Origin of the sequence: Actinomadura sp. NAK00032 (assembly GCF_013364275.1) — a bacterium.
Taxonomy (GTDB): Bacteria; Actinomycetota; Actinomycetes; order Streptosporangiales; family Streptosporangiaceae; genus Spirillospora.
Genome location: NZ_CP054932.1, coordinates 7,778,020 through 7,794,336, shown reverse-complemented (window position 1 = coordinate 7,794,336; position 16,317 = coordinate 7,778,020). Strand labels below are relative to the sequence as shown.

Genomic DNA, 16,317 nt, shown 5'->3' with positions numbered 1-16,317 from the left:
GCATCGAGCATGCCCCCCGCGTTCCCCGAACGGGCCGCCTGGGGGACGGCGTCGTCCCTGCGCGCCTGGCAGCAGCAGGCGCTGGAGGCCTACTTCGGCACGGACGGCGCCCAGCCCGGCCCGCGCGACTTCCTCACCGTCGCGACGCCCGGCGCCGGGAAGACCACGTTCGCGCTCCGCCTCGCCCGCGAGCTGATGGAGCGCCGGATCGTGCAGTCGATCACGGTGGTGTGCCCGACCGAGCACCTCAAGCGGCAGTGGGCGGAGTCCGCGGCCCGCGTCGGCATCAAGATCGACCCGGAGTGGCAGAACAGCGACGGCCCCGTCGGCAAGGACTTCGACGGCGTCGCCGTCACCTACGCCACGGTCGCGGCCCGGCCCGCGCTGCACCGCAACCGCACCGAGTCGCGCAAGTACCTCGTCATCTTCGACGAGGTGCACCACGCGGGCGACGGCCTGTCCTGGGGCGACGCGGTGCGGGAGGCGTTCGAGCCCGCGACGCGGCGGCTGGCGCTGTCGGGCACGCCGTTCCGCACCGACATCAACCCGATCCCGTTCGTCCAGTACGAGGAGGGGCCGGACGGCGTCCGGCGCAGCCAGGCCGACTACACCTACGGCTACGGGCCCGCCCTCGCCGACGGCGTCGTCCGCCCGGTGATCTTCCTGGCGTACGCGGGGGAGATGCGCTGGCGCACCCGCGCCGGCGACGAGATCACCGCGACCCTCGGCGAGCCCCTCACCCAGGACCAGATGGCCCAGGCGTGGCGCGCCGCGCTTGACCCGAAGGGCGACTGGATCAAGCAGGTGCTGGCCGCCGCCGACCGGCGGCTCACCGAGCTGCGCCGCGTCATCCCCGACGCCGGCGGGCTGGTGATCGCCACCGACCACGAGACCGCGCGCGCCTACGCCGGGATGCTGAAGGCGGTCACCGGCCAGAGCGCCACGATCGTGCTGTCGGACGACCCGACCGCGTCCAAGAAGATCAAGAAGTTCGCCGGCACCGAGGACCGCTGGATGGTCGCGGTCCGGATGGTGTCCGAGGGCGTCGACATCCCGCGCCTGTCCGTCGGGGTCTACGCCACGTCGACGAGCACGCCGCTGTTCTTCGCGCAGGCGATCGGGCGCTTCGTCCGCGCCCGCAAGCGCGGCGAGACGGCGTCGGTGTTCCTGCCCTCGGTGCCGACGCTGATGGGCCATGCCTCCGAGATGGAGGAGGAGCGCGACCACGTCCTCGACCGGCCCGTCCGCGAGGACGGCCTCGACGACGACCTGATCGCCGAGGCCAACCGCAAGGAGGACACCCCCGACGTCGGCGAGGAGCTGCCGTTCGAGACGGTCGAGGCGTCCGCGACGTTCGACCGCGTCCTCTACGACGGCGGCGAGTTCGGGATGCACGCCCAGCCCGGCTCCGCCGAGGAGGAGGAGTACCTCGGCATCCCCGGCCTGCTGGAGCCCGACCAGGTGTCGGCGCTGCTGCGCAAGCGCCAGGCCGACCAGCTCGCCGGCGAGCGCCGCCGCAAGACCGGCGACCCGCGCGCCGACCGCGCCGATCGCACCGCCGCCGAGGACATCGCCGCCCTGCGCCGCGAGCTGAACGGCCTCGTCAACGCCTGGAACCACCGCACCGGCCAGCCCCAGGGCGTCATCCACAACGAGCTGCGCCGCGCCTGCGGCGGCCCGCCCGTCCCGCAGGCCAGCGCCGCCGAGATCCGCGACCGCATCGCCAAGATCCGCGACTGGGCCGCCAAGCGCCGCCACTGACGCCCGGCGCCCGCCTCCTCGGCCGCCTCCGGGGGCGGCGAGGTCAGGCGCGCTCTCGGGCGGGCTGCGCGGGCTGGAAGAGTTCGATCAGGTTGCCGGCCGGGTCGGTGAGCAGGATCTGCCGCCCGCCCGGTCCGCTGACCACGTCGCCGCGGAACGCCAGGCCGGCGGCGCGCAGCCGCGCGATCTCGGCGTCCAGGTCGTCGACGGTGAGGTGGACGCGGTTGCGGCCCGGGGCGGCGGCGTCGGCCGGAGTGGCGCGGGCGCCGGAGCTGGCGGGGCCGGACAGCAGCAGCCGCAGCGGCCCGCGCCGGACGTCGGCGAAGGCCGGGCCGGCGGCGGTGTCGAGGGTGAAGCCGAGGTGGGCGGTGTAGAAGTCGACGGCCGCCTGGACGTCGTCGACGAGGTAGCGGACGCCGGCGTACTGGTCGGGCGTGTTCATGGGTGAGCCTCCGTTGTCTCAGCGAGGACGGGGAGCAGTTGGCGGACGCGGGCGTCGATGTCGGCCGCCGCGCGCTCGAACGCGCCGCGGTCGCCGTCGCGAGCCGCGGACGGATCGGGGACGCTCCAGTGGACGCGCCGGGACCGGTCGCCGAACTCCGGGCAGACCTCGCGGGCCTTGTCGCAGAGCGTGATCGCGTAGTCGAACCGTCGGCCGCGCAGGGTCTTCAGGTCGCGGGGGCGCCGGCCGGCGAGGTCGATGCCGTAGCGGTCGCGCAGGACGTCCACCGCCCGCGGGTCGAGGTCCGGCTTCGGTCGGCTGCCCGCACTGGTCACGGTCACGCGTCCGGCGGTGCGGTGGCGCAGGAGCGCTTCGGCGATCGGTGAGCGGGCACTGTTGCCGGTGCAGACGAACAGCACGTCCAGCCGGGGCCAGTCCTGCGGGGCGTCCGGCGCTGCGGTGCGGCGCAGTGCCGGGTGCAGGGCGGTCCCGGTGTCGGCGAGGGCGTGGGCGCAGCGGTCGAGGTCGAGCCGGTAGTAGCTGTCGCGTCCGTCGAAGCTGCTGCGAGTGGCGGTGACCAGGCCGCCGTCGCGCAGCAGCCGCAGGTGGTAGGAGACGAGGTTCTGCGGGGCCCGCACCAGCGCCGTGAGCTCGCGGACCCGCAGATCCCCGATCGCGAGCTCGGTCAGCAACCGCCACCGCAGCGGGTGCGCGGCGAGGCGCAGGAACGCCGGGGTGGCTTGACTCGGCGAGGCCATGCCCCGCACGATACATCAAGACAGTTTGATGGAATAGTGCGGCGGGAGATGAGCGGTGCCGCCTCGTTCAGGCCCCGCGGACGCGCCCGGACGGCTCGCGCGGCGGCTCGGGACCGGCGACGCGGTGATGATCGGGCTCGGGTCGATGATCGGCGCGGGCGTGTTCGCCGCGTTCGGCCCCGCCGCGCGCGCCGCCGGGGCGGGCCTGCTGGTCGGGCTGGTGATCGCCGCGGTGATCGCGTACTGCAACGCGGTCGCCTCCGCGCAGCTCGCGGCGGCCTACCCGACCTCCGGCGGTACCTACGTCTACGGCCGCGAGCGCCTCGGCCCGTGGTGGGGCTTCACGGCCGGGTGGGGTTTCGTGGTGGGCAAGACGGCCTCCTGCGCCGCGATGGCGCTCACCTTCGCCACCTACGCCGTGCCGGGCCCCGGCTGGGCGCAGCGCCTCGTCGCGGTCGCGGGCGTGCTGGGGCCGGCCGCGCTCAACTACCGCGGCGTCACCAAGACCGCCCTGCTCACCCGCGTGCTCGTCGGCACCAGCCTCACCGCGCTGGCCGTGCTCGTCGCGGGCATCGTGGCGGGCGTCGCGTCCGGCGGCGGCGCGGGGACCGAGGGCTGGACGGATCTCGGGTCGGGCGGCGCCTACGGCATCCTTCAGGCCGCCGGGCTGCTGTTCTTCGCGTTCGCCGGGTACGCCCGCATCGCCACCATGGGCGAGGAGGTGCGCGACCCCCGCCGCACGATCCCGCGCGCGATCCTGATCGCGCTGTTCATCGCCGTCGTGGTCTACCTGGCGGTCGGGGCCGCCGTGCTGCTGGCCGCCGGCCCGCAGCGGCTCGCCGGGGCGGCCGCGCCGCTGGCCGCCGCGGTCGAGGCGGCGGGCGCCGGCGGGCTGGCGCCGGTGGTGCGAGCGGGTGGAGCGCTGGCGGCGCTCGGCGCGCTGCTCGCCCTGATCGCCGGGGTCGGACGCACCGCCCTGGCGATGGCCCGCCAGGGCGACCTGCCGCGCGGGCTCGCCGCCGTCCACCCCCGGCACCGGGTTCCGCACCGCGCCGAGGTCGCGCTGGCGGTCGTGGTCGGCGTCCTGGCCGCCACCGTCGACCTGCGCGGTGTGATCGGGTTCTCCTCGTTCGGCGTCCTGGTCTACTACGCGATCGCGAACGTCTCCGCGTTCACCCAGCCCGCGTCCGACCGGCGCCGGCCGCGCGCCCTCAACGTGCTCGGCGCCGCCGGATGCCTGACCTTGGTCGCCACCCTTCCGTGGACGTCCGTCCTCGCGGGCGTGGCCATGTTCGCCGCCGGCCTGGCGGGCCGGTGGCTGGTGCTGCGCCACCGGTCGCGCGCCGTCCGTTCCGGCTGAGCCGGGCCTGCGGGGGTCAGTCGGCCTTGGCGGCTTCCAGGACGGGGACCGCGGCGGCCCGGCGGGCGGGGAGTGCCGAGGTCGCCAGCGTCGCCGCCGTTGCGCCCGCCGCCACGATCGGGAACAGCCACCACGGCGGGTCCGGGCGCAGGAAGGAGCTGCCGGTGGTCACGTGCAGCAGGGTCAGCGTGCCCAGGGCGATCGCGAGGCCGAGGGCGGTCCCGAGGACGACGACGGTGGCCGCCTCCCAGCGGACGATCGCGCGGATCTGCCGCACCGTGGCGCCGACGGCGCCGAGCAGCCCGAACTCGCGGGTGCGTTCCGCGACGCCCATCGACACCGTGGTCGCCATCCCGAACAGCGCCAGCAGCAGGGCCATGCCGATGAAGGTGTAGGTCGCCCGCAGCGGCCGGGTGAGGGAGGACGACGCGGCGTCCACGTACGCGTCGCGGTCGAGGACCCGGACGCCGGGCACGTCCGCCACGGCCCGCGCCAGTGCCTCGGACGAGCCGCCCCGCACCAGGACGGCCCGGGTCGCCGCGTTGGGGTCGAGCCCGTCCATCGTCGCCGGAGCGACGAGCGCCTGTTCGGCGAACAGGTGGGAGGGGTCGTGGTAGGCGTCCGCCACCGTGAGCGCGACCCGGCCGCGGGCGGCCCGCACGGTGATCTCCTGGCCGGGCCGCAGCCCCCGCTCCTTCATGACGGTCGACGCGACGGCGATCTCCCCGGGGCCCAGCGCGGGCGGGGCGCCGCCGAGGCGCAGCAGGTCGCGCAGCCCGGTCTGCTCGGCGCCGCTGACCAGGAAGCGGAACGGTTCGGGGTCGTCGTCGGGGGACGGTGGTGACACGAGACCGACCTCGGTCTGGGTGAGGGCGGTCGCGCGGGTCGCGCCTGGTGCGTCCGCCACCTTGTCCGCCACGTCGCGGGCGAGCGGCGCGGGCGCGCCCTCGGCCGTCCTGGCGGTGGCGGTGACGGCGTGCTCGGCCGCCATGACCTGCCGTCCCGCCTCCGCGAACCGGTCGTTCACCGACTGCGCGACCAGCGCCACCGAGGCGACCAGCGCGACGCCCAGCGTCAGCGACGACGCGGCGGCCGAGACCCGGCGGGGGCTGCGGGTGATGGTGGCGTGCGCGAGCCGCGCGGTCTCGCCGCCGAGCAGCCTCCCGGCGCGTCCGACCAGCCCGCCCAGGGGTGCGACGAAGAGCGGGGTGAGGACGGTCAGGGCGGTCATGGCGAGCATCGAGCCGAACAGGACCATCAAGGCGACGCCGAACGTGCGGTCCTGGCCGGGGGGATCGCTGACGCGGATCGCGGTCGCCACCGCCCACCAGAAGCCCGCGCCGGCGAAGAGGGCGAGCGCTGCGAGGAGGCGGGGCCGGTGCCGTTCCGGGGGCTCGGTGGCGGTGCCGCGCAGCGCCTGGACGGGGGAGACGCCGGCGGCGCGGCGCGCCGCCCGCCACGCGGCCAGCTGGGTGACCAGGAGGCCGGCGGCGGCCGGGACGCCCAGCGCGACCCAGCCGAACCGGGGACCGGTGGCGGAGACGTCGAAGCCGTCCCGGGCGAACAACCGGATGATGACCGCGGCCAGCGGGAAGCCCGCGGCCACGCCGCCCACCGCCGCGACCGCGCCCAGCGCCAGCGCCTCCAGCCGGATCAGCAGTCCGAGTTGCCGTGGTGTGGCGCCGATCGCGCCGAGCAGCGCCAGCCGCCGCGTCCGCTGCCGCACCAGCGTGCCGAACGTGTTGGCCACCGTGAACAGGCCGACGAAGACCGCCACCAGGGAGAGCCCGCCGATGACGCCGGCGACCGAGGCGCCCTCGCCCGCCGCGGCGGCGGCCTGCGCGTCCCGGACGGACGCGGCGGTGCGCACGGTGGCGCCGTTGCCGAGGTCCCGGGCCAGCTCGCCGCGCAGCCGCTCGCCGGACATGCCCGGGGCGGCCTTCAGCCAGACGCTCTGCCACGTGCCCGGAGGCAGCATCGCGGCGCGCCGCACGGTCTCGGGCGGGGCCAGCACGAGGTTCCCGGCCGCCACCGCGTCCCGGCCTTGGACGGTGACGACCCCGGTGACCTTCACCCGGCGCGTCTCGCGGGGCAGCGTCAGGGTCAGGGTGTCGCCGACGCCGGCCTTGCCTGCGCGGGTCATGTACTGGACGACCGCCACCTCGCCGTCGGTGGTCGGAGCGCGCCCCTTCTCCAGCTTGTAGGGGGCCAGTTTCGGATCGGACACCCAGGGGCGCAGCAGCGTCCGGCCCTCGGCCGCCGCTGCGATCGCCCGTCCGTCGGAACCGGTGGCAGTGACCGCCACCGAGGCGTCGCCCGCGGCGGCCGCCACACCGGGCCGGGACGCGACCCGGTCCAGCCGGACGCGGCCGTCCGGCGGCGCGTTCGGGTCGCCGGGGTCCGGCGTCCCGCCCTGTACGAGCACGTCGGCGCGGAAGTACTCGCTGGCGTCGCTGCCCGCGACCGCCTCCTGGGCGCGCAGCGCGAACTGCAGCGAGCCCGCGATGAGCGCGATCGACCCCAGCGCCGCCAGCAGGGTCGCGGCCAGCCGCAACCGCCCCTCGGCGAGCGAACGGCGCGCGATGAGCCACATGCCGCCTCCTCCCGTTTGTTCAGGCGAGATAATCTCAACTGAGACTATATCTTGCCGGGAGCGGTCTTCTGCCTAGACTTTCTCCGGAAGCCGGAACGCCTCCGGCGGGCGGGAGCTCCTGATGGACCGGCCGATCGACCGCAGGACGCTCGCCGCGCACATCGCCGCCGACGTCGACCGGGCGGCGCCGCTGCTCGCACGGATGCTGCTGGTCCGCGCGGTCTGGAACCTCCACCACCATTACGGCGACCATGCCCTCTGGGTGGCGCAGGACATGGCCGCCGACTGCCGGGAGGACATCGAGGAGGCCGGGGTGGCCGCGCGGGAACTGGCCCGCGCCCTGGTCCCCGACCACGACGCCGACCGCGACCTCACCGACGCCGTCGACGCGACCAGGAGCCTGAGCGTCGCCATCAGGCGCGAGAACGACGCGTACGCGCGGTACTCGATGGCCACCGACCCCGACATCCCCATCGACGAGGAGCGGGCCGGGAGGCTCAGCACGGAGTGGGACGAGGAGCGGAGCAACGCCCGTGCCGCGTCCATCGGGCTGCCCGCCGACCTGGGCAGCGGTGAGGCCGGATCGCGGCTGCTGGACCGCGCCCTCAGCCGTGTCTTCAAACGGGGGCTGTACTACCACGCCCGCCACTACCTGTTGAGCGCCGAGCCTGAACGCGCGTGGCGCCGCAGGGTCGCGGACGTCCTGCACGGCGCGGCATGCGTCCGGCTCGCACGCGGCAACGCGGCCGCCACCGGCGACCTGACCCGCAACGTCCGCGAAGGACGCCGGGTGCTCGACGGCACGTCCCCGAGCGCGTGGGCGCGGCAGGCGGTGAGCCGCCTGGAGGAGACGGCGGTCCCGGTCCTCACCGAACGGGCGCCCGCCACGGCGAACAGGATCACGGCGATCCGGCTGGCCGCGCTGTGCCTGGCCTACGAGGCGGACGTCGCCCGCGCCCCCGCCGCCGGCGACCCGTTCCGCGGCCTCGTCCTCGGCATCACCCTGCTGGAGCGGGACGGCGCCTTCGAGGGCCCGCACTGAGCCTGGGGCGGCGGCCCGAGGCGGCGGACGTCCCCGGGCCGGGTCAGCGGGGAGCGGTGTTCAGGCTCAGCGCCTTGATGATGTGCTCGACCGTTTCTTCCGGGGTGCCGGTGATCGGCGCAGTGAAGACGTCCTCGTCGGGAGCGGGGAGTTCGAGGTCGGCGAACTGTGTGTCGAGGAGGGTCGCCTTGAAGAAGTGGCCCTTGCGCGCCTTCATGCGGGCGGCGATGAGGTCGCGGTCGCCGTCCAGCAGGACCATCGCCACGTCGGGGTTCCCGGCCGTGAGCACGTCGCGGTACCTGCGCTTCAGGGCGGAGCAGGTGACGACGCCGGGGCGGCCGGTGTCGAGGCGGTCGGTGATCCAGGCGGCGATGGTGCGCAGCCAGGGGGCGCGGTCGGCGTCCGTCAGGGGGTGGCCCGCGCGCATCTTGGCGATGTTGGCCTCGGAGTGGAAGGCGTCGGCCTCGGCGTACTCCCAGCCGAGGCGCTCGGCGAGGAGGGTTCCGATGGTGGTCTTGCCGCTGCCGGACACACCGGCGATGACGATCACAGTGGGGGGTGCGGTGCTCATGGTCAGGCGGTCACCACCGGGTCTCCGATCAGGGCGGCGCCCTCGGCGCGCAGCTCGTCGAGGGCTCGGTCGACGGTCGTCTTGCCGACCCCCGCGGTGAGGCCGAGGAGGACGGTGGTGCGCAGGCCCGCGCGGACGGCGTCGACGGCGGTGGCGCGGACGCAGTGGTCGGTGGCGATGCCGGCGACGTCCACGGTGTCGACGCCGCGGGCGGCGAGCCAGTCGGCGAGCGGCGTCTCATCGTCGGAGACGCCCTCGAAGCCGCTGTAGGCGGCGGTCTCGCGGCCCTTGCTGAACACGGCCTCGATGGGGGCGAGCGCCAGGTTGGGGTGGAAGTCGGCGCCGGGGGTGCCGATCACGCAGTGCGGCGGCCAGGAGTCGACGAAGTCGGGGTCGGCGGAGAAGTGGGCGCCGGGGTCGAGATGGAAGTCGCGGGTCGCCACGATGTGCGCGTACTCGGACCGGTGCCCGGCCACGTGCGCGGAGATGGCGGTGGCGACGTCCGCGCCGCCGGCCACGGCCAGCGACCCGCCCTCGCAGAAGTCGTTCTGCACGTCCACGATGATCAGAGCCTTCTTGCCCATGACCGCTCCCTGTTACCGGTTGCCCCGAACCGACCGTACCCCAGCCGTGCGCCGGCGCACCGTCACGGGCCCCCGTGGACGAACTCGGTGGGGACGGCGGGCTCGCCCTTGGAGAGCTGGAGCGCGGTCGCGGGCAGCTCGGCGACGGCGCGGGCGTGGCGGTCGCGGGCCTCCTGGAGCGCCTCGCGCCCGACGATCTCGCCGTCCCGGACGAGCGGGACGTGCAGCAGCCGGTCGCGCGGCCCGGGGGCCGGCTCGCCGGTGGACACGGCCTCGGCGAACGCGACGCCGTGCCCGTCGACGCGGCGGACGGCGGACTTGCGCCCGCCCCGGCTCGGCTTGCCGACCGAGCGCTTGGCGACCGGGCGCATGGGCGCGTCGCCGGCCGGGCCGTCCGAGCGCGCGACGAGCTTGTAGACCAGGGACGCGGTCGGCGCGCCGGAGCCGGTGACGAGGGACGTCCCGACCCCGTACCCGTCCACGGGGGCGGCGGCCAGGGCGGCGATGCCGTACTCGTCGAGGTCGCCGGTCACCACGACGCGGGTGTCGTGCGCGCCGAGCGAGTCGAGCTGGTCGCGGACGCGGCGCGCCATCACGCCGAGGTCGCCGCTGTCGATGCGGACGGCGCCGAGCGACGGCCCGGCCAGCTCGACCGCCGTCCGGACGGCCCGCTCCACGTCGTAGGTGTCGACCAGCAGCGTGGTGCCGCCGCCGAGCGAGGCGAGCTGCGCCTCGAACGCGTGCCGCTCGCTGTCGTGCAGGAGGGTGAACGAGTGCGCGCTCGTCCCGGCCGTGGGCACGCCGTACAGGCGGCCCGCCTCCAGGTTGGACGTGGTGGTGAACCCGGAGATGTAGGCGGCGCGGGCGGCGGCCACGGCGGCGCGCTCGTGGGTGCGGCGCGACCCCATCTCGATGATGGGGCGGCCCTGCGCGGCCTGCACCATCCGGGACGCGGCGGACGCGATCGCGCAGTCGTGGTTCAGGATCGACAGCGCGACCGTTTCGAGCAGGACCGCCTCGCCGAACGTCCCCTCGACCACCAGGACCGGCGAGTCGGGGAAGTAGCAGTCGCCCTCGGCGTAACCCCAGACGTTCCCGCTGAAGCGGTACTTCTCCAGCCACTGCGCGGTCGCCTCGTCCACGATGCCGTTGGACGTGAGGAAGTCCAGCTCGGCGGCGTCGAACCGGAACGCCTCGATCGCGTCCAGCAGCCGCCCGGTGCCCGCGACGACCCCGTACCGGCGGCCGGCTGGCAGGCTCCGCGCGAACACCTCGAAGACCGCGCGGCGGTCCGCGGTCCCGCTGCGGAGCGCGGCCTGCAGCATGGTCAGCTCGTACTGGTCGGTCAGCAGGGCGGTGCCGTCACCAAGGTCCACAAGTGGAACCCTAAGCCCGACTGCGGGCACCATGGATGTGCGGGCTCGCGCACCCGGCGGGGGGACCGGCGCATAGCATCGGGTGCGGCGGGCGGACGGACAGCGCGCGAGGAGTCACGGAGAGAGAGGGGGCGAACCGGGCAGATGAGCGCCATGAGCACGGCGCCCGCACCGGTCGAGCTGGAGCGGCCGGACGCCGAGGAGGACGTGAGCGCAGACCGGCCCTGGCTGGCGATCGTCTGGAACGACCCGATCAATCTGATGTCGTACGTCACCTACGTGTTCCAGACCGTGTTCGGCTACCCGAAGACCAAGGCGGAGAAGCTGATGCTCGACGTGCACCACAAGGGCCGCGCGGTCGTGGCGAACGGCACCCGCGAGGAGATGGAGCGGGACGTGGAGATCCTGCACTCCTACGGGCTGTGGGCGACCGTGAAACGGGACGACTGAGCCGATGACCGATGTGAGCAGGTCCGGGGGCGGCGTCGAGGTGCGGCTGGAGGCCGAGGAGACGGCGCTGCTGCGCGCCCTGATGGAGCAGCTGCTGGCGCTGATCGGCGACGCCCCCGGCGGCGACGACGAGCTGGCCGCGATGGGCATCGCCGAGAACGCCACCAAGCCGGACGACCCCGTCCTCGCGCGGCTGTTCCCCGACGCCTACCGCGACGACGGCGAGGCCGCGGGGGAGTTCCGCCGCTACACCGAGATGGGGCTGCGGGACGGCAAGCGCGAGGCGGCCGGGGCGGTGCTGGCGGCGCTCGGCGAGGAGGGCACCGACGCCGTCCTCGACGAGGAGCAGGCGCAGTGCTGGCTGCGGGCGCTGAACGACATCCGGCTGGCGCTCGGCACCCGGCTCGACGTGACCGAGGAGTGGTACGAGGAGGCGAACCGGATGGACCCGCTCGACCCGCGCGCCTCGCTGTTCGCCGTCTACGACTGGCTGACGATGCTCCAGGAGAGCCTCGTCCGCGTCCTGTGGGAGCCGCTGCGGTAAGCCCGGGAGCCCTTGCGAGAAGCCCGGGAGCCGTTGCCATAGGCTCGGGGCCATGCTGACGATCGAGCGCGCCCTCGTGGAGAAGATCATCGCGCACGCGCGCGCCGACCACCCGGACGAGGCGTGCGGCGTCATCGCCGGGCCGGCCGGTTCGGACCGCCCGGTCCGGTACATCGCCATGGCCAACGCCGAGCGGTCGCCGACGTTCTACCGGTTCGACTCCCAGGAGCAGCTGAAGGTGTGGCGGGAGATGGACGACCGGGACGAGGAGCCGGTGGTGATCTACCACTCGCACACCTCCACCGAGGCGTACCCGTCCCGCACGGACATCTCCTACGCGTCCGAGCCGAACGCCCACTACGTGCTCGTGTCGACCCGCGCGGACGACGACACCGAGTTCCGGTCGTACCGGATCGTGGACGGGGAAGTGACCGAAGAAGAGGTCTCCGTCGTCGACTCCTACGCGGGCTGAGCCGGAGCTGATCGGGATGGTCGCGGCCGGTAAACTGGTCGACATGTGGACGAGCGGGCACGAGACGGGCGGCGCGCGGCGCCGGGCCGGTTCCGCCGCTGCCGCCGCCGTGCCACCCGTGCAGAGCTTCCTGTTCGGGCACTCGCGCGCCGAGGTCGTCTACGACTGTCGCTGACGCGCTGATCACGCCTGGAATCATCCCGCTGCCCGCCCGGTTGAGACGCGAGAGGGCGGGGAGCCCCGTACGAGGTAGAAGGAGATCACCGCGATGGCGATCGAGGTCCGGATCCCGACGATCCTGCGCAACCTGACCGACGGCGAGAAGGCCGTGGAGGGCAAGGGCGCCACGCTGGACGAGCTGTTCAGCGACCTGGACAGCCGGCACGCCGGCCTGCGCGACCGGCTGGTGGACGACAAGGGCCTGCGCAAGTTCGTCAACGTCTACCTGAACGACGAGGACGTGCGCTTCCTCAGCGGGCTGGAGACGCAGGTTGCCGACGGCGACAACGTCACCATCCTGCCCGCCGTGGCCGGCGGCTGAGCCGGGCTGGACGGGCGGCACATGCGCTTCGACTCGCTACTGGACTCGCTCGGCCGCACGCCGCTGGTCGGCCTGCCGCGGCTGTCGCCGAGCGAGGACGTCCGGATCTGGGCCAAGCTGGAGGATCGCAACCCCACCGGCTCGGTGAAGGACCGCCCCGCCTTCTACATGATCGAGAAGGCGGAGAAGGACGGGCTGCTGACCCCCGGCTGCACGATCCTGGAGCCGACGTCCGGCAACACCGGGATCTCGCTCGCCATGGTCGCGAAGCTGCGCGGCTACCGGATGGTGTGCGTGATGCCGGAGAACACCTCGGCCGAGCGGCGCCAGCTGCTGGAGATGTGGGGCGCGGAGATCATCTCCTCCCCGGCGGCGGGCGGCTCGAACGAGGCCGTCCGGGTCGCGAAGGGGCTGGCGGCCGAGAACCCCGACTGGGTGATGCTCTACCAGTACGGCAACGAGGCCAACGCGCTCGCGCACTACGAGACGACCGGTCCGGAGATCCTCGAGGACCTGCCGACGGTCACGCACTTCGTCGCCGGGCTCGGCACGACGGGCACGCTGATGGGCGTCGGCCGGTTCCTGCGCGAGCGGGTGCCGGACGTGAAGATCGTCGCGGCGGAGCCCCGGTACGGCGACCTCGTGTACGGGCTGCGCAACATCGACGAGGGCTTCATCCCCGAGCTGTACGACGACTCGGTGCTGACCACCCGCTTCTCCGTCACCTCCGGGGACGCGCTGCGCCGCACCCGCGAGCTGCTGGAGCAGGAGGGCATCTTCGCGGGCATCTCGACCGGCGGCGCGCTGCACGCGGCGATCGGCATGGCGAAGAAGGCGGTGAAGGCCGGTGAGCGGGCCGACATCGCGTTCGTCGTCGCGGACGGGGGCTGGAAGTACCTGTCCACCGGCGCCTACGGCGGCACGCTGGAGGAGGCCGAGGCCCGCCTCGAAGGCCAGCTCTGGGCCTGACGCGGGCCGGGTCCGGGCCTGATCCGGTGCGGCCCCGGGCGTGACCTGGTCCGCGTGGCATCCCGTCCGGCACGGTAGAGTTCGTTTTCGAACGTGATTCTAGAACCGGGCCGGCGGGACGTCCGCCGGCCCGGGTGACGCGGGAGTGTGCGGATGAGCGGGTTCGGCGAGGCGACGGCCGTCGCGCGGGTCGGCGACGGCCGGTACGAGGCCGTCCTGGACGGGGACTACGGGTTCGCCGAGGCCCTCAACGGCGGCTACCTGATGGCCGTGCTCGCCCGCGCCGCCGTGGACGCCTCCCCGCACGCGCACCCCGTCTCGACGGCGACCAACTTCCACCGGGTCGCCAAGCCGGGGCCGGCGCAGATCATCGTCGACACCCGCAAGCAGGGCAGGACGGCGGCGTCGGCGCTGGTCACCCTCGTCCAGGACGACCGTCCCATCGTGGACGCGCTGATCACCACCGGCACCATCGACCCGGCCGCCGAGCCCGTCTACGCGGGCGCGGCGCCCGCGCCCGTCCCGCCGGTGGAGGAGTGCACCGACTTCCGGCCGCCCACCGGCGAGGGCTTCGCCGACGTGGTCGACATGCGCTTCGACCGCCGGACGATGGGCTGGCTCGACGGCCAGCCGAGCGGCGACCCCGAGATCCGCGCCTGGTTCCGGCACCGCGACGGCTACTCCGCCGACGGGTTCTCCCTCGCCCTGGCCGTGGACGCGCTGCCGCCCGTCGCGCTGAACCTCGGCGCGCAGGGCTGGGCGCCGACCGTCGAGCTGACCTGGCACATGCGGGCCGTCCCCGAGCCGGGCTGGCTCGCCGTGCACGGCACCGGCCGGCTCCTCGCCGACGGCTGGTTCGACGAGGAGGTCGAGGTGTGGGACGGCGCCGGCCGGCTCGTCGCGCAGAGCCGGCAGATCGCCCGCGTCCCCCGCACCCGCTCCTGACCACCCGCCCCTGACCACCCGTCCCGTCGCCGCCGCGCGGGGAGAAAGCCCGGCGTTTCGTCCGCGCGGACGTCCGGATCGCGCGCGCGACCTCTGACCTGGACGGTTTTCCGGCGCGTTACGGTGTGATGTCCGACGCATGACGCACTCGCGCGGGGCGGTGTCGCTTAGCCTTGTGCACCATGTCAGATCCATCCCGGGGGGACCGCCTCCCAGACGCTCCCATCGGGATCTTCGACAGCGGTTTCGGTGGGCTGACGGTGGCACGGGCCATCCTCGACCAGCTGCCCAACGAGCCGATCGTCTACCTGGGCGACTCCGCCCGCCAGCCGTACGGCCCGCGGCCGATCGCCGAGGTCCGCGCCTTCGCCCTGGAGATGCTGGACCGGCTCGTCGACGAGGGCGTGAAGATGCTGGTGATCGCCTGCAACAGCGCCAGCTCGGCGATGCTGCGGGACGCCCGCGAGCGCTACGACGTGCCGGTGGTCGAGGTCATCAACCCCGCCACCCGGCGGGCCGCGCGCGCCACGTCCAACGGCCGGGTCGGGCTGATCGCCACGCAGGCGACCGTGACCAGCCGCGCCTACGAGGACGCGTTCGCCGCCGCGCCGCACATCGAGCTGGTCAGCGCCGCCTGCCCGCGCTTCGTCGAGTTCGTGGAGGCGGGCGTGACGATGGGCGGCGAGCTGCTGGAGGCCGCCCGCGGCTACCTGCGGCCGATCGTGGACGAGGGCTGCGACACGCTCATCCTCGGCTGCACGCACTACCCCCTTTTGACGGGCGTCATCTCGTATGTCGTCGGGGACGGGGTCACACTGGTGTCAAGCGCCGACGAGACCGCCAAGGACGTGTACCGAGTGCTGCACGATCGGGGGCTGGCCCGCGCCGAGGACTCGCCCCGGCCGCGGCACCGGTTCCGCGCCACCGGGGACCCCGCCGTGTTCGCCGAGCTCGGCCGCCGCTTCCTCGGGCCGGAGATCGGCTCGGTGGAGACCACGCCGGCCGGGGCGGCACCGGACGCGACGGCGGACGGGACGGCGCCGGACGCGGCGGCGGGGACGGCGTCGACCAAGGCTCTGGCCACCTGATTCCTCGGGGACTCTAAGAGGAGGAGTGAGCGTGCGGGTCACTGTGATCGGCTGCTCCGGCAGTTTCCCTGGGCCGGACAGCCCCGCGTCCAGCTACCTGGTCGAGGCGGACGGGTTCTCCCTGCTCCTCGACATCGGCAACGGTGCGATCGGCAGCCTCCAGCGGTTCCACGACGTGCTGGACATCGACGCCATCTGCATCTCGCACCTGCATCCCGACCACTGCCTCGACCTCACGGTCTACTGGATCGCGCGGACGTACTGCCCGGGCGGGCCCGCCCCGCGCATCCCCGTCTACGGCCCGCACGGCACCGCCGAGCACATGATCAAGGCGTACGAGCTCGATCCGAACCCGGAGATGACCGACACCTTCGACTTCCGGACGCTGGAGCCGGGGCCGGTGGCCATCGGCCCGTTCACGGTGACCACCACGCTGGTGAACCACCCGGTGGAGGCGTACGCGCTGCGGATCGAGCACGGCGGCGGCGTCCTCACCTACTCCGGTGACACCGGGCACAGCGACGCCCTGGTGCGGCTCGCGGAGGGCTCCGACCTGTTCCTGTGCGAGGCGGCGTTCGCCGACCGCCCCGAACTGCCGCCGGACATGCACCTGACGGGCCGCGAGGCGGGCGAGCACGCCGAGCGCGCCGGGGCCGGCCGGCTCGTCCTGACCCACCTGCTGCCGTGGAACGACCCGTCCGAGACGCTCGCCGAGGCGAAGGCCAGCGGCTTCCAGGGCCCGATCGAACTGGCCGAGGTCGGCGCCGTCTACGACCTCTGACCGGACGCGCCGCCGGTGTGCGGGGCCCGTGCCGCCGGGC

Annotated in this window: 18 protein-coding genes; 12 read left to right on the top strand and 6 right to left on the bottom strand. The window is 74.2% G+C overall.

Annotation, left to right across the window (positions count from 1 at the left end; all coding sequences use genetic code 11):
• Window positions 1–9 precede the first annotated feature (9 nt).
• On the top strand, window positions 10–1,761 hold the full coding sequence (locus tag HUT06_RS35715; protein WP_176201843.1) for a DEAD/DEAH box helicase: 1,752 nt from the start codon (window positions 10–12) through the stop codon (window positions 1,759–1,761).
• Window positions 1,762–1,804: 43 nt separating this feature from the next.
• Here the strand turns inward: HUT06_RS35715 and HUT06_RS35710 are convergent, their stop codons facing one another.
• Window positions 1,805–2,203 (bottom strand): VOC family protein, encoded by a 399-nt coding sequence (locus HUT06_RS35710; protein ID WP_176199746.1) that lies wholly within the window; start codon window positions 2,201–2,203, stop codon window positions 1,805–1,807.
• A complete protein-coding gene (locus tag HUT06_RS45395) occupies window positions 2,200–2,961 on the bottom strand; it encodes an ArsR family transcriptional regulator (RefSeq protein WP_176199745.1) in 762 nt (253 codons plus the stop codon). The genes HUT06_RS35710 and HUT06_RS45395 overlap by 4 nt, the downstream gene beginning before the upstream one ends.
• Before the next feature lie 55 nt (window positions 2,962–3,016).
• Between HUT06_RS45395 and HUT06_RS35700 the strand changes: the two genes are divergently transcribed.
• Window positions 3,017–4,321 (top strand): APC family permease, encoded by a 1,305-nt coding sequence (locus tag HUT06_RS35700; protein ID WP_302931863.1) that lies wholly within the window; start codon window positions 3,017–3,019, stop codon window positions 4,319–4,321.
• A gap of 16 nt (window positions 4,322–4,337) precedes the next feature.
• Here HUT06_RS35700 and HUT06_RS35695 read toward each other — a convergent pair whose 3' ends face one another.
• Window positions 4,338–6,914, bottom strand: coding sequence for an FtsX-like permease family protein (locus HUT06_RS35695; RefSeq protein WP_176199744.1), 2,577 nt, complete (start codon window positions 6,912–6,914; stop codon window positions 4,338–4,340).
• A gap of 121 nt (window positions 6,915–7,035) precedes the next feature.
• Here HUT06_RS35695 and HUT06_RS35690 point away from each other — a divergent pair, with 121 nt between their 5' ends.
• On the top strand, window positions 7,036–7,956 hold the full coding sequence (locus tag HUT06_RS35690) for a hypothetical protein (RefSeq protein WP_176199743.1): 921 nt from the start codon (window positions 7,036–7,038) through the stop codon (window positions 7,954–7,956).
• Between the two features lie 43 nt (window positions 7,957–7,999).
• Here HUT06_RS35690 and HUT06_RS35685 read toward each other — a convergent pair whose 3' ends face one another.
• From HUT06_RS35685 to HUT06_RS35675, 3 genes are all read right to left on the bottom strand, one after another.
• On the bottom strand, window positions 8,000–8,527 hold the full coding sequence (locus tag HUT06_RS35685) for a gluconokinase (RefSeq protein ID WP_176199742.1): 528 nt from the start codon (window positions 8,525–8,527) through the stop codon (window positions 8,000–8,002).
• Between the two features lie 2 nt (window positions 8,528–8,529).
• On the bottom strand, window positions 8,530–9,111 hold the full coding sequence (locus tag HUT06_RS35680; RefSeq protein ID WP_176199741.1) for an isochorismatase family protein: 582 nt from the start codon (window positions 9,109–9,111) through the stop codon (window positions 8,530–8,532).
• Window positions 9,112–9,173: 62 nt separating this feature from the next.
• Complete coding sequence (locus HUT06_RS35675) at window positions 9,174–10,520, bottom strand: nicotinate phosphoribosyltransferase (RefSeq protein ID WP_176199740.1); 1,347 nt, start codon at window positions 10,518–10,520, stop codon at window positions 9,174–9,176.
• Between the two features lie 120 nt (window positions 10,521–10,640).
• On the opposite strand from HUT06_RS35675, the gene clpS reads away from it, so the two are divergent.
• The 9 genes from clpS (at window position 10,641) to HUT06_RS35635 (ending at window position 16,277) form a co-directional block, all read left to right on the top strand.
• The gene (gene clpS / locus HUT06_RS35670; protein ID WP_089326695.1) at window positions 10,641–10,937 is read left to right on the top strand and encodes an ATP-dependent Clp protease adapter ClpS; all 297 of its coding nucleotides are present in this window, start codon (window positions 10,641–10,643) and stop codon (window positions 10,935–10,937) included.
• Between the two features lie 4 nt (window positions 10,938–10,941).
• Complete coding sequence (locus tag HUT06_RS35665; RefSeq protein WP_176199739.1) at window positions 10,942–11,481, top strand: DUF2017 domain-containing protein; 540 nt, start codon at window positions 10,942–10,944, stop codon at window positions 11,479–11,481.
• Between the two features lie 52 nt (window positions 11,482–11,533).
• Window positions 11,534–11,953 carry a Mov34/MPN/PAD-1 family protein gene (locus HUT06_RS35660; RefSeq protein WP_176199738.1) on the top strand — a complete coding sequence of 140 codons (420 nt, stop codon included), beginning with the start codon at window positions 11,534–11,536 and terminating at the stop codon, window positions 11,951–11,953.
• A gap of 43 nt (window positions 11,954–11,996) precedes the next feature.
• Window positions 11,997–12,128 (top strand): hypothetical protein, encoded by a 132-nt coding sequence (locus tag HUT06_RS45390; RefSeq protein ID WP_302931862.1) that lies wholly within the window; start codon window positions 11,997–11,999, stop codon window positions 12,126–12,128.
• A 93-nt stretch (window positions 12,129–12,221) separates the two neighbouring features.
• Window positions 12,222–12,494: a MoaD/ThiS family protein gene (locus HUT06_RS35655; RefSeq protein WP_176199737.1), complete on the top strand. Its 273-nt coding sequence runs from the start codon at window positions 12,222–12,224 to the stop codon at window positions 12,492–12,494.
• A gap of 21 nt (window positions 12,495–12,515) precedes the next feature.
• On the top strand, window positions 12,516–13,463 hold the full coding sequence (locus HUT06_RS35650) for a PLP-dependent cysteine synthase family protein (protein ID WP_089326635.1): 948 nt from the start codon (window positions 12,516–12,518) through the stop codon (window positions 13,461–13,463).
• A 153-nt stretch (window positions 13,464–13,616) separates the two neighbouring features.
• Window positions 13,617–14,408, top strand: coding sequence for a thioesterase family protein (locus tag HUT06_RS35645; RefSeq protein WP_176199736.1), 792 nt, complete (start codon window positions 13,617–13,619; stop codon window positions 14,406–14,408).
• A gap of 182 nt (window positions 14,409–14,590) precedes the next feature.
• Window positions 14,591–15,496 (top strand): glutamate racemase, encoded by a 906-nt coding sequence (gene murI, locus HUT06_RS35640; RefSeq protein ID WP_176199735.1) that lies wholly within the window; start codon window positions 14,591–14,593, stop codon window positions 15,494–15,496.
• 31 nt (window positions 15,497–15,527) lie between these two features.
• Window positions 15,528–16,277 carry an MBL fold metallo-hydrolase gene (locus HUT06_RS35635; RefSeq protein ID WP_176199734.1) on the top strand — a complete coding sequence of 250 codons (750 nt, stop codon included), beginning with the start codon at window positions 15,528–15,530 and terminating at the stop codon, window positions 16,275–16,277.
• Window positions 16,278–16,317: the final 40 nt, after the last annotated feature.

Excerpts from the sequence above, each read along its gene's own strand:
- HUT06_RS35715 (WP_176201843.1), top strand. The coding sequence starts at position 10 with ATGCCCCCCGCGTTCCCCGAACGGGCCGCCTGGGGGACGGCGTCGTCC.
- HUT06_RS35710 (WP_176199746.1), bottom strand. The coding sequence starts at position 2,203 with ATGAACACGCCCGACCAGTACGCCGGCGTCCGCTACCTCGTCGACGAC.
- HUT06_RS45395 (WP_176199745.1), bottom strand. The coding sequence starts at position 2,961 with ATGGCCTCGCCGAGTCAAGCCACCCCGGCGTTCCTGCGCCTCGCCGCG.
- HUT06_RS35695 (WP_176199744.1), bottom strand. The coding sequence starts at position 6,914 with ATGTGGCTCATCGCGCGCCGTTCGCTCGCCGAGGGGCGGTTGCGGCTG.
- HUT06_RS35690 (WP_176199743.1), top strand. The coding sequence starts at position 7,036 with ATGGACCGGCCGATCGACCGCAGGACGCTCGCCGCGCACATCGCCGCC.
- HUT06_RS35685 (WP_176199742.1), bottom strand. The coding sequence starts at position 8,527 with ATGAGCACCGCACCCCCCACTGTGATCGTCATCGCCGGTGTGTCCGGC.
- HUT06_RS35680 (WP_176199741.1), bottom strand. The coding sequence starts at position 9,111 with ATGGGCAAGAAGGCTCTGATCATCGTGGACGTGCAGAACGACTTCTGC.
- HUT06_RS35675 (WP_176199740.1), bottom strand. The coding sequence starts at position 10,520 with ATGGTGCCCGCAGTCGGGCTTAGGGTTCCACTTGTGGACCTTGGTGAC.
- clpS (WP_089326695.1), top strand. The coding sequence starts at position 10,641 with ATGAGCACGGCGCCCGCACCGGTCGAGCTGGAGCGGCCGGACGCCGAG.
- HUT06_RS35665 (WP_176199739.1), top strand. The coding sequence starts at position 10,942 with ATGACCGATGTGAGCAGGTCCGGGGGCGGCGTCGAGGTGCGGCTGGAG.
- HUT06_RS35660 (WP_176199738.1), top strand. The coding sequence starts at position 11,534 with ATGCTGACGATCGAGCGCGCCCTCGTGGAGAAGATCATCGCGCACGCG.
- HUT06_RS45390 (WP_302931862.1), top strand. The coding sequence starts at position 11,997 with ATGTGGACGAGCGGGCACGAGACGGGCGGCGCGCGGCGCCGGGCCGGT.
- HUT06_RS35655 (WP_176199737.1), top strand. The coding sequence starts at position 12,222 with ATGGCGATCGAGGTCCGGATCCCGACGATCCTGCGCAACCTGACCGAC.
- HUT06_RS35650 (WP_089326635.1), top strand. The coding sequence starts at position 12,516 with ATGCGCTTCGACTCGCTACTGGACTCGCTCGGCCGCACGCCGCTGGTC.
- HUT06_RS35645 (WP_176199736.1), top strand. The coding sequence starts at position 13,617 with ATGAGCGGGTTCGGCGAGGCGACGGCCGTCGCGCGGGTCGGCGACGGC.
- murI (WP_176199735.1), top strand. The coding sequence starts at position 14,591 with ATGTCAGATCCATCCCGGGGGGACCGCCTCCCAGACGCTCCCATCGGG.